We start from the raw sequence: 12,196 nt of genomic DNA, 5'->3' as shown, positions 1-12,196 counted from the left end.
AATTATGAAGCATCAAAAAACAATAATTTTAACCCTGTTTATTTTTATTCAATCATTAGCTGTATCAGCAAAAGATTATAAGGCATCTTTTTTTAATATTAAATCAGATGGCTTAACGATGAACACCAGATCCATTCAATTTGCTATAGATTACATCAATAAACAAGGAGGTGGTCGGCTGGTGTTTTATGTAGGCCGTTACCTTACAGGTTCTATTCACCTTAAATCAAATGTAACTTTGCAGCTCGAAGAAGGCGCAGTGCTATTGGGCTCAACCAATCCATTCGATTACGATAGAATCGGAAATACGGCTCTAATTCACGCCAGAGATTTAGAAAACGTTGGCATTACAGGCAAAGGTATGATTGATGGTCAGGGCAGAGCTTTGGCTAATAATTCTATACAATACGCAAACGCAGGCTTAATAGAAGATATTTTAAAATACGACCGTACCCGCGAATCAATCAGGCCGATGGTTATCTATTTCTATGGTTGCAAAAATGTGAATATTAAAGAGATAATGCTGCAAAATTCGGCTTGTTGGTTGCAAACTTACGAGCGTTGTAAAGAACTAGTTATCGACAGTATAACCGTTAATAATGTTGCTTTTTGGAATAGTGATGGCATTGATGTGGTGGATTGCGATAATGTGGTTATTACCAACAATAATATTAATGCGGCAGACGACGGGATTTGCCTAAAGTCGCACAACGAAAAATTCTATTGCAATAATATACTTATCGAAAATAACATCGTTAGAACTAGCGCAAATGGCATTAAATTAGGGACAGCTGGTAAGGGTGGTTTTAAAAACATAAAAATAATAAACAATACCGTGTACAATACTTACCGTTCGGCAATTGCTTTACAAAGTGTAGATGGTGGGTTTTTAGAAGACATTGTTGTTGATGGTTTAAAAAGTACCAATACAGGGAATGTTATCTTTTTAAGATTGGGAGAAAGAATTGCGGGTAAAAAATCTACTTTAAAAAGGGTTTTAATTAAAAACGTTGTTGCAGATGTACCACTTGGCAAAGCTGATGCAGGTTACGATTACGAAGGCCCGATTGAAGATTTACCAAGAAATATTTCCCCGATAATTATTGCTGGTTTACCAGGTCAATACATTGAGGATGTTACCTTCAGTAATTTCGATATTTCTTATCCTGGTGGAGGAAGCAAGTTTATGGCCTTTGTAGCTTTAGATAAATTAGATAACATACCAGAAGTGCCTGCTAACTATCCCGAGTTCTCCATGTTTAAAGAAGTTCCTGCCTGGGGTATTTATGTTAGACACGCAAAGAACATAAACTTCTCAAATATCAATTTAAAGGCAGAGAAAAAAGATTACAGGTTGCCTATCGTGATGGATGATGTACACAATGCATTGCTAAAAAAGATAAAGTTCGAACAAATAGAACAGAAAAAACTGTTGTATACTTACAAATCGACAAATGTAACTGTTAACTAAAATTTCTTCACCCAAAATGAGCTGCTTTTTACGTAAGGTTTATATTCTTTTGCTTTTCCTAACCATTGGAGCAAAGTTTTCATACAGTCAGGATGAATTTCAGCTTATTGAATTAAGAATAAACGATTACTTAAAAGCGGAGATAGAACCAGATCAGTTAAATAAAGATGTAAAAAAATACCTTACAGACATTACCAAAGATGGTTATTGGTCTGCCATTGATTATTCCTCGGTAGCTGAAACCAGCTGGGAACCACTTGTGCATTTAAAAAGAGTTAAGCAATTTTCTTTAGCCTTATCATTAAAAAACGAGGATGTTAATGAGAAATCTAAATTGGAAATGCTTACTGTTAAAGCATTAAGATTTTGGTTAATTAAAAATCCGAAAAGTAAGAATTGGTTTCAGAATGAGATTGCCGCTCCTACAACAATTGGAGAAATTTTATTGCTCTTAAAAAATGCCAGCATTCTGCCCGCCACCCTGCAAGATTCGCTTTTACAAAGTATGGAGCAGGGAAATGTGGTAAAAGCGATTGGTGCCAATAAACTTGATATCGCCACGCACATTATTTACAGAGCATCTTTAACAAAAGATAAGGCATTAATGGATTCAGCGGTTCATCAGGCATTTTTACCCATCACACTTGAGAATAAAGAAGGCTTGCAAAGGGATTATTCCTATCTGCAACATGGCCCGCAACTACAAATTGCAAGCTACGGACAAGTTTTCTTAACTGGAGAATATAAAGTGGCCTCCTGGCTATTGGGCACCAGATATGCTTTGCCTGCTGAGAAATTGAAAATTCTGGATTATTATTTAAATGACACTTTTTTGCAAACGATAAGAGGACGATATATAGATTTTAATACCGAAGGGAGGGGAGTTTCCAGGAATGATGTTTTAGATAAAATGGATATTACATCAAAGGCAGGGCCTAATGCTTTGCTGGCTCTTGCCGAAAAAGTTAATCCTTTGAACACAGCTATTTTGGCTGCTGCGCAGAAACGCATTATACAGCAAGAGGAACCCTCATTTATGATTAAACCTGCTCACATTCATTTCTGGAAAGCTGATTATACGGTGCACAGCCGCCCAGCTTATTCCTTTAATGTTAGGGCGGTTTCCAAACGAACCATTAGAGCAGAAACGGGTAACAAAGAAAATCTGCTTGCTAAGTTTTTGCCTGATGGATCAACGAATATTCAAAGAAGCGGGGAAGAATATTTTAACATTATGCCAGTTTGGGAATGGGATAAAATACCAGGGGTTACAGCTCGCGATTATCTTTATGATCAAAAATTAACAATAGAATGGGGAGAAAGAGGTGTTGGCGCTTTTATTGGTGGGGTAAGCGATGGAGTTTACGGCGCATCAGCATATCAACTCAATTATAACGAAGTAACAGCAAAAAAGGCCTGGTTCTTTTTCGATAACGAAGTGGTTTGCCTGGGTGCAGCAATCAATAGCTTTGCTAAAGAGGCAATTACCACAACAGTAAATCAGGCATGGCAAAAGGGTATAGTTAAGGCATTTGCCAATAACAAACTAATTTATGTTGATAAAACACTTAGCTCAAAAGATCTCAAATGGGTCTGGCATGACAGCGTTGGTTATTACTTTCCAAAAGGAGGTAAGCTAAAATTAAGCAATCAGGTTCAAACAGGTAGCTGGTTCTCAATTAATTTAAACCGCTCAAAAGAGCAGGTTAAGGGTAAGGTATTTAAGTTATGGTTTGAGCATGGTATCGATCCAGCTGATAATTCCTACGCCTACGTTGTTCGCCCTGGGGTAAGCGAAAAAGATATGCTGGGTGAAGCCTATACCAGTACAGAGATATTATCAAATAACGGCGCCATCCAGGCCGTAAAAAATGATGCTTTAAATATGGTTCAGGTAGTTTTTTATGAACCAGGGATTTTAAAAGGGTCAAATTTCTCCATTAAAGTTGATAGAGCCTGCATCGTTTTGATAAATAATGTTTCAGGCAAAACCCCAACTGTTCATGTAGCAGATCCCACACAAACATTGGACCAGGTAAAATTAAGTTTTAATTCGCAATGGGTAAAGGAAAACGAAGAACGATTGATCAGCTTTCCCAATGGCACGGATAAAGGAAAGAGTGTGAGCTTTCAATTCGAATAATTAACAAGCATTAACTAACCAAATAATGAAAAAAATAATTTTACTCTTCATCATAATTTTATTTAAGAATACCGATGGATTGGCGCAGAATAAGCTACTAATAGATGTAGAAAAACAATTTAGACTTGCAGCCAAACAATATGAAGGCATGCTGGCTACTCACAAAGATTTAACGCAATTTCCGCAATCAACAAAAAAGAATGGTGAGGCAGATAATAGAACTTCAGATTGGTGGTGTAGTGGCTTTTTTGGTGGCTCTTTGTGGTATTTGTATGAATATACAGGAACAGAAAAATGGAAAACTGCAGCAGACCAATGGACAAAAGCCCTGGAAAAGGAGCAGTATAATACTAAAACCCACGACTTAGGGTTTATGTTATATTGCTCTTATGGTAATGGATACCGAATTACACAAAATTCTGAATACATAGAGCCTTTAATTACTGGTGCAAACTCATTATCAACCAGATTTAATCCCGCTTACGGATTAATTAAATCATGGGATAAACATGCCGATTGCGAATACCCTGTAATTATTGATAACATGATGAATCTGGAATTTTTACTCTGGGCAGCCAAACAAACGAAAGATAGAAAACTGTATGATATTGCCATAACCCATGCCGATAATACGCTTAAACATCATTTCAGAAAAGATTACAGTAGTTTTCATGTGGTTTGTTACCTGCCAGGAACAAAGGTTTTCAGAAAGAAAACACATCAGGGAGCAGCAGATTCTTCTGCATGGGCAAGGGGCCAAGCCTGGGCGATGTACGGTTATGCTTTAATGTATAGGGAAACTAAAGATAAGAAATACCTAAAGCAGGCGGAAGGTATAGCCCGTTTTATTATTAATCATCCGAATCTGCCCGAAGACAAAATACCATATTGGGATTTTAATGCGCCAAATATCCCAAATGAAGAACGCGATGCTTCAGCAGCTGCGGTATTTGCATCTGCATTTTTAGAGTTGAGTACCTTTTCTAAAAAAAATCAAAAGCTTTATTTTAAAACGGCAGAAGATATGCTGGTTAGCTTATCATCACAAAATTATACAGCTAAAATAGGAGAGAACAATAATTTTATTTTAAAGCATTCTGTTGGACATAAGCCTGGAAATTCTGAAATAGATACGCCTTTGGTATATGCCGATTATTACTATTTAGAAGCACTTTTGAGGTACAAAAAGCTAACATTGATTAATTAAATTTTTAATTGGCACTTTATTGCCAAAGTTATTTTAATCCATACAGCTATAAGTTAGATAAATAATTAGGTATTGATTTCTGCAACAATAAACCCAGGTTTTCCAACTACACTATATTTAAAGTTTAAATTCAGAGATCCGTGTTTTTTATGTGTTTTAATTTTCTCCAGTAAGTTTAATGAGCTTTCATTGAAATGCAAGGTGTTTCCATCATTAACCTTAATCTCAGTCAGATAATAAAGTTGTTCCTCCTCTGATATTGTAACCTGAACATTTTGCTGGGGAAAAACCCATTCTCTGTTTACTGAGTTTTGAATAATGGTTTGCATAAAAGAACGATTGAAATTAACAAGCTCTTTTATACTTTCAGGTGTACGCTCCTTTCTATTCATCTTCGAAACAGAGACTTTAATTTCCTCAGGTAAAAAAATAACATCTGTAGAAAGCTGGCTTGCAAGATTCAGCATAATAGCTACCTGCGGTTCAGTAATCAGAGCTCTATTCATTGTTTCACTAATTACAATATCTATCGTTTTATTATCAACCTCCCATAAAGCTGCATCACATTGTTTTATGCTTTTAACATAGGCACCTAAACCGAAGAATTCGATTACTTGCTTCAATTTATCGATACTTTCAGGATTGATTTCCAAACAGGTAAATTGAACTTCTTCAGGTTTTAGCATCATCATAATCGGAAGCGCTAAAGTTGCAAATGGTCCTGTGCCAGCATATAAAACATGAACTGGTTTTTTGCCTTGACAAATCTTTTTCAATATTGATGAGTACAATCCTCTTGAAAATCGTTGGGTTCTAAAAACTTCTCTTACACATCTTGCTGCCCAAAATGTACCTATAGCATTACCATATTGTGTCTTAACATCCGTTCTGCCTTCATTATTTTCTACAGTAAAGTTATCGAACAACAAATCAGCGTAGGCCATTACAGCAAGAGCGAGTTTATCATGGAAGTTTTCTGGAAGCAGAATGTCCTTGCTACACGCTGATAGTCGCTTTTTTAGGGCTTCATTTTTCATAATGGATTTAGTGTAATTTGCTAAAACTGATATACTGAACAAATCGAGGAGAATCGGAGTAGTTTGGACTTGCTGCATGTGGGAGGGCTTCTAGCCAAAGAATCAGATCTCCTTTTTTTCCTGCTAGAGCAATTTCTTTTTTTTCTTTTCGAAGAAAATCTATTGCTTTTTCTACATCATTATATTGCTGAAGGAATGGTTCTATCTGGTGATGAAAACCTGGAACAAGGGTAAAGGCGCCTCTGTTTTCTGGTACATCATTTAAATAGATCAATCCTTGAATATAATAATCAGGCCCATTCTCCATATCAAAGTCCCAGTGTAGAGGCGAGCCTTTAAAGTTAATGCCCTCTTTTAATGGCGGGTTATAACCTAATTTATCTGCGTTAGGTATAAGGCTATTGGTTTTATAAAGATCAGAAAAGATAGCTTTGATGGATTGGTCATTCCTAATCGCAGAAATTGCGTCATGCTGAAAAACCTGAAACATAATACCCTGAAGCTTTTCGTTATTTTTATGCCAGGTTTCCTTATTATCAAGATCAATATTAAGTTCCTCACAGATAATTTCTACTACCGAATCGCATTGTTGCCCATTAATTACACCTTCAACTTTTAAATAACCATTTTCATCCCAAAAGCGGTGCTGTTCTAAACTTACATAATCGTTTAGTGGTAAAGCATTTAATGGCTCTTTATCGGGGGTTTGATTTTGTGTATGATTGTACCATTTAGTAAAACTCAATACTGCTTGGTCATAAGTAGCTTTCCCTTTTCTGTCAATAATCCATTCCTGAAAATGCTCATCGCTATAACATTCGTTAAATAAAAAACTGAAGGTTTCTAATAGCCCTAAACCAAACAAGCCCAGAAATATTTTTTCGGTCTGAATAAACTCCTTATCCTTTTTAATGTTTGGGTTTTTAGGGTCATGATAGCTCCTGTAAATACTCAAAAAACGGCATAACAGTTTATTCTTTAGTGAAGCGTCCTGGTCCAAATTCTATAATGATTAGGGAGATTATGTGAATTTCTGCGGATGAAGTTGCAGATTTATTTGTAGAATCTCAAACACTTAGTTAATATTACCAAAACAATTTAAATCTCCCGTGCTTAAATTCATTCAATTTTCTGAAGGTTACGATTCGCTTAAACTTACTGCTGAACTCGATAAATGTATGAACATGCAATGGTATGATCATTTTAATAAAAAGGATTATCATGGTGCCTGGCAAAGTATTTCTCTTCGCTCTGCCAGCGGTAAAGAACAAGATATATACTCGAATTATAGCGTAGAAAGTTATCAGGATACAGCTCTTCTGGCAGAACTTCCATACCTGAAAGCCATAATTGATTCCTGGCAGTGCAAAAAGGAAAGTGTAAGATTGCTTGCTTTGCATCCTGGTAGCGAAATAAAACCACACCGCGATATTGGCTGTAATTATAAAAATGGGAGTTTCAGAATCCATATCCCAATTCTAACTAATGAACACATTCAATTTACCGTTGGAGAAGAAGATTTGGTTATGTTACCAGGCAGTTGCTGGTATGTAGATTTTACAGAAAAACATAGCATCAAAAATAACGGAACCATTGTTAGGGTTCATTTAATTATTGATGGCTTAAGAAATGATTGGACTGATGAACTTTTTTCGAGACATGGTTATGATCTGAACTTAGATAAAACGATTGAGTACGATGCAGATACCAAACTAAAAATGATTGCAGAACTTGAGAAAATGAATACGGAAACTTCAAAAATGCTTATCAATCAGCTAAGAGGTGAGTAAAATAATCGTTTTTAAAATCAGGCAGTTTAATTTCTGTCTTAAAGCTGTAGATCAAATAACTAATGAATTTTTTAAAAAACTGGATTCCCTACCAGATAAAATATCAGGATAATAATTGGATTATCAATTGGCTTGATCTGGCAGACCGCGATATAGTCGAACCATTTTTTGATGAAACGATTAGCATTTGCAGAAGCAGAATGTTGGAAAGGTCTAAATTTGCCTCACAAAGTTCAACTGATTTTTTAATTGAGGCTGCTGCAGATACTGATTCTGTGATGCCGACTGCATTTATTTTTCATGTTTCTCGTTGCGGTTCAACTCTGCTATCTCAAGCATTAACTACGCAGTATAATAATATTGTTATTGCAGAAGCTCCTTTATTCGATGAAATATTAAGAGCGCAGGAGCAAGATAGTGCAATAGGGTTAGAAAAAATTGAACAAATATTTAAAGCGGCAGTTACAATGATGGGTCAGCAAAGACATCGCCAAAAAAAAGAATATTATATAAAGTTAGATAGCTGGCACCTGCACTTTTATCCTCAGTTAAGAAAGTGGTTTCCTAAAACACCATTTTATTTTCTATCCAGAGCACCTCACGAAGTTATTGCTTCGCATACGAAAAGAAGGGGAATTCATGCTATTCCGAACTATATTAATCCAAGTTTACTTCGAGTTGATCCTGACGAACGCCATACCTATGATTTTAATTTTTACACATCGGCCGTGCTGAAAGGGTTTTATGAGACGATGTGTAACATTGTTAACGAAAAAAATCCATTGAATCGTTTTTTTGATTACAGCTGGGGAATGAATCAGATGGTGAATGATTTCTATAAAACTATTTCTGTAGAAGCTGATTTAACTTTAACAAAGGAGCGTTTGAGCTACCACAGTAAATTTCCAGAACAGCGGTTTAGTGAAGAAAAATCTTCTATAAGTCCTGAGGATTACCCTGATGCAACTCAGGCTTATAAAAAATTACTGAGTATGATTCAATTATAAACATGGGAAAAATAGTTCAGTTTACTGGTTTATCAGGAGCAGGAAAAACAACAATTGCCGAAGCGTTTTCAAGTGATTTTAGTAAGAAAGGCTACCGCATAAAGATAATTGATGGAGATGTTTACAGACAAACATTGTGTAAGGATTTAGGATTTTCCAAAGCCGATCGGATTGAAAATATTTCCCGCTTGGGAAAACTTGCTCATGAGCTCGCTGTAGATTATGATTATATCATAATTGCAGCTATAAATCCATTTGAGGAGTCTAGAAGCCTTCTTCACAAAAAATATGGTGCAGTATTGGTACATATTCATTGCGATCTGCCTGTGCTTCAAAAAAGAGATACAAAGGGATTATATCGCAGAGCAGCTTTAAATGAAGGTCATATAGAAAAGATACATAAACTTACGGGTGTTAATGATGTTTTTGAACTACCTGAAAAAGCAGATTTATTGCTGGATACGACAGACAGTAATATTGAACAAACTTTATTAAAATTTATCTCATTTATAAGCAATTTCAAGAAGAATTGAAATTAAAATACCTATTTGCAAATACACGGATTGTATTATTAATTATTCAAAAAGTTGTCTTTCGTAAAATGAACAAGTGCCAAGTGCCTTTCTGAATGAAAAAAACAAGACTTTTTTTTGCTTAAATCATATTCTGTTATAGAACAAAGGCCATTTTCCTTAGAAGTTGAAAATTAATCTTATCATAAGCCATTATACTCTTGTATAGAATATCATTTTTGTTGGATATTAGGGCAATCTTTATTGTCCCCAATTTAAAGTCCCTAATGAATTCTAATCGACGCTCCTTTTTAAAGAAAAATGTACTGCTTGGTGGTGGCCTTTTAATTGCAAACTCACTCGATGCTGTAGCTGGAATTACCAAAACCATCAACACCAATCAAATTAATAAAACCCAGATCAATGTAATTTATACAAACGATACTTTAGGTAATCTGGATAGCGTTTATCATGACTTTGGCGGATTACCCGCAGTTCATCATTGTATTAAAAACGAAGAACACGCCTCATTATTATTCGATGCTGGTGGTTTTTTAAATTCAGGGGCTGATTTGGTAACTGCGCTAAAAGGAATTGAGGTAATGAATAAAATCAATTACCATGGTGTAAATCTTAGTGCAGCTGATTTAAAGGGAGGTTACGAACATTTGACACAACTTTTGCCTTACATTAATTTTCAGCTTTTAAGCTGTAATTATATTTTTGAAAATGAGCAAATACGTAATGCCTTAAAACCTTATCAGGTGCTTAACTATGGAAAATATAAAATCGGCGTTACTGGCGTTGGGGAAATTGTAAATCTAGAGGGACTTAAAATAGTAGATCCTCAAAAGGCATTAAAAGTAGTTGCTGAACAGCTTAAGAATCAGCACCAATGCGATCTTATTATCTGTCTTTCTCACTTAAGTTTTAACGAAAAATCTGATTACAACAATAAAAAGCTGGCTCAATCCTCTCAACATGTAGATATGGTAATCGGAGGAAATGCTGCTTCATCCAAAAGTCAACTGTGGGTGGTTAAAAATACTCAAAAACACGACGTTGTACTCAGTAATAATTACGACAAAGGTTTATCAATAGCCAAAGTTAGTTTCTCTTTTAATCAAATAGGAGAAAAAACAGGCTTGGATTTTAAACGGTATGTTCCAGGTTTAACTGATCGTACACTTATCGCTCAAACATTATCCTCTATAGAGAATAGAAATAACAAAAACACTCATTTAGCATAAACCGAAATCGGTTTTGGCCGACACAATTAATAATCCCTCTTTAACTCAACTTTTAAAATTACTATTATGGAACCGTATTTAGGTATGATTACCGCATTTGGATTTAATTTTGCCCCTCGCGGCTGGTTTCTTTGTAACGGACAGATGCTGCCTATTGCCCAGTACCAGGCGCTTTTTGCGCTTTTAGGTACATATTATGGAGGCAACGGGCAAACGACTTTTGCAATTCCTGATTTAAGGGGAAGAACACTTATCGGACAAGGCCAAAGCTCAGTAGGAACGCAATATATTATAGGTCAAATTGTTGGTAATGAGAATATTACTTTGCTTGCACCTAATTTGCCAGCGCATACCCATCCATTTACCATACCCGCAGTAACAACCGCAGGTGATTCGGCAGATCCAACTAACAATCGTTTAGCAGCAAGTCCGAAGACTGGATCTGGTCCAAATGCCACATCGCTGAAAACATATTCTACTGCGACAAGCAATGCCACTATGGGCAGTGGAACAACAGGGATTACTGGAAGTAATAACCCCTTTTCAATTATGCAGCCATCTGTAGCTGTTTCTTATTGCATAGCATTAGAAGGATTGTTCCCATCAAGAAACTAAAGTGAACAAGCCTTTAAAAATTGGTTTTCTGATGCCCTACTCGGGTGTTTATCCATTTTATGCGCAACATATAATGACTGGACTGCTTTGTGCGGTATCCCAAATAAACCTTAAATCAAGCGATTTCGAATTCGTTCCTGTATACACGGGCCAAGGCTCGGTTAAAGCAACTTTAGAGGCTGTACAGAAACTCGTTTTTTTTGACGGCGTGGATATGCTGATGGGTATGGTTAATATCAAAGTCTTAGATGATTTGAGGCCTATTCTGGAAAATCATCAAAAAATAGGGCTTTTCTTCGACTTCGGAGAGCTTGTGCCAAGAATCGAAGGCTTTAGTAATCATATTTTTAATATCTCCGCAAAGCTTTGGCAATCGCAGTATATATTAGGTCAATGGGCAGTTAAAGAGTTTGGGGCTAATGGACAAATGGTTTCACCAATCTATGAAGCTGGATTTAACTTAAACACCTCCTTTCTGCAAGGTGCAGCATCTTCAGGTACCGCCTCACTTAGAAGTTTTGTGCTTCCAGAAGCACTTGCAAATAAAGATGTACTCAACCTGGAATCATTTTTTAAGGCCATAGATCTAGAAACTCCAGCTTTTGTACATGCAATATTTACTGGTAAAATGGGCAATCAATTTCTGGCACAATGGCGTAATAGTAAATTTTACGATTCTATTCCACTTCTTACTGTCGAGAATATGGCTTATTCAGATATGCTTGAAGATGTTCAGGATTTGAACCTTAAATTCTATTCGTCATCTTTATGGCAAAAAACATCACAAACTAAAGAAAACCAAGCCTTTGTTAAGAATTTCGAAAATTTTGGCAAGCAACAAGCAAATATTTTCGGAATGATGGGTTATGAGGCTGGTTTAGTACTATCAAACATTTCTTCGCTTATAAGAAAGGGCGATGTGCAAGGCGCTATCCAAGTGTTGAAAATCAAAGATATTATTGGCCCCAGAGGAACATTGAATCTGCAAACACAGTCTGCACAACAATTTTCACTAGTCGATATCAACAAAATTATTACCAATAAAAATACAATTAATCAAACGGTACTGAACCAATCAACCGCGATTGGCTTTGACACTTCTACTGTATTTCAAGATACCCTCAGCGGCTGGCAAAATCCCTATTTATCTGTTTAAATACGCTC

Annotated in this window: 11 protein-coding genes; 9 read left to right on the top strand and 2 right to left on the bottom strand. The window is 36.0% G+C overall.

Annotated elements, in window-relative coordinates; all coding sequences use genetic code 11:
• Positions 1-4 precede the first annotated feature (4 nt).
• From ACZZZI_RS05140 to ACZZZI_RS05130, 3 genes are read left to right on the top strand one after another with little or no spacing between them, the layout of a single operon-like run.
• Entirely contained in the window at positions 5-1,471 is a 1,467-nt protein-coding gene (locus tag ACZZZI_RS05140) for a glycoside hydrolase family 28 protein (RefSeq protein ID WP_344765243.1), read from the top strand.
• A gap of 16 nt (positions 1,472-1,487) precedes the next feature.
• A complete protein-coding gene (locus ACZZZI_RS05135) occupies positions 1,488-3,614 on the top strand; it encodes a polysaccharide lyase family 8 super-sandwich domain-containing protein (RefSeq protein ID WP_463488840.1) in 2,127 nt (708 codons plus the stop codon).
• A gap of 25 nt (positions 3,615-3,639) precedes the next feature.
• Positions 3,640-4,821: a glycoside hydrolase family 88 protein gene (locus tag ACZZZI_RS05130; RefSeq protein ID WP_463488839.1), complete on the top strand. Its 1,182-nt coding sequence runs from the start codon at positions 3,640-3,642 to the stop codon at positions 4,819-4,821.
• A gap of 65 nt (positions 4,822-4,886) precedes the next feature.
• Here ACZZZI_RS05130 and ACZZZI_RS05125 read toward each other — a convergent pair whose 3' ends face one another.
• Both ACZZZI_RS05125 and ACZZZI_RS05120 read right to left on the bottom strand, forming a co-directional pair.
• Entirely contained in the window at positions 4,887-5,858 is a 972-nt protein-coding gene (locus tag ACZZZI_RS05125; protein WP_463488838.1) for an SAM-dependent methyltransferase, read from the bottom strand.
• Positions 5,859-5,865: 7 nt separating this feature from the next.
• Positions 5,866-6,813: a phytanoyl-CoA dioxygenase family protein gene (locus tag ACZZZI_RS05120; protein WP_463488837.1), complete on the bottom strand. Its 948-nt coding sequence runs from the start codon at positions 6,811-6,813 to the stop codon at positions 5,866-5,868.
• A gap of 154 nt (positions 6,814-6,967) precedes the next feature.
• On the opposite strand from ACZZZI_RS05120, the gene ACZZZI_RS05115 reads away from it, so the two are divergent.
• The 6 genes from ACZZZI_RS05115 (at position 6,968) to ACZZZI_RS05090 (ending at position 12,188) form a co-directional block, all read left to right on the top strand.
• The gene (locus ACZZZI_RS05115; RefSeq protein WP_463488836.1) at positions 6,968-7,648 is read left to right on the top strand and encodes an aspartyl/asparaginyl beta-hydroxylase domain-containing protein; all 681 of its coding nucleotides are present in this window, start codon (positions 6,968-6,970) and stop codon (positions 7,646-7,648) included.
• 62 nt (positions 7,649-7,710) lie between these two features.
• Positions 7,711-8,655: a hypothetical protein gene (locus tag ACZZZI_RS05110; protein ID WP_463488835.1), complete on the top strand. Its 945-nt coding sequence runs from the start codon at positions 7,711-7,713 to the stop codon at positions 8,653-8,655.
• Between the two features lie 2 nt (positions 8,656-8,657).
• Positions 8,658-9,188 carry an adenylyl-sulfate kinase gene (gene cysC, locus ACZZZI_RS05105; protein WP_463488834.1) on the top strand — a complete coding sequence of 177 codons (531 nt, stop codon included), beginning with the start codon at positions 8,658-8,660 and terminating at the stop codon, positions 9,186-9,188.
• A gap of 266 nt (positions 9,189-9,454) precedes the next feature.
• Entirely contained in the window at positions 9,455-10,417 is a 963-nt protein-coding gene (locus ACZZZI_RS05100; RefSeq protein WP_463488833.1) for a bifunctional UDP-sugar hydrolase/5'-nucleotidase, read from the top strand.
• Between the two features lie 66 nt (positions 10,418-10,483).
• Positions 10,484-11,032: a phage tail protein gene (locus ACZZZI_RS05095; protein ID WP_463488832.1), complete on the top strand. Its 549-nt coding sequence runs from the start codon at positions 10,484-10,486 to the stop codon at positions 11,030-11,032.
• Position 11,033: 1 nt separating this feature from the next.
• On the top strand, positions 11,034-12,188 hold the full coding sequence (locus ACZZZI_RS05090; RefSeq protein ID WP_463488831.1) for an ABC transporter substrate-binding protein: 1,155 nt from the start codon (positions 11,034-11,036) through the stop codon (positions 12,186-12,188).
• Positions 12,189-12,196 lie beyond the last annotated feature (8 nt).

Source organism: Pedobacter sp. AC190 (assembly GCF_979258025.1).
This window is presented reverse-complemented; position numbering and strand designations above follow the sequence as displayed.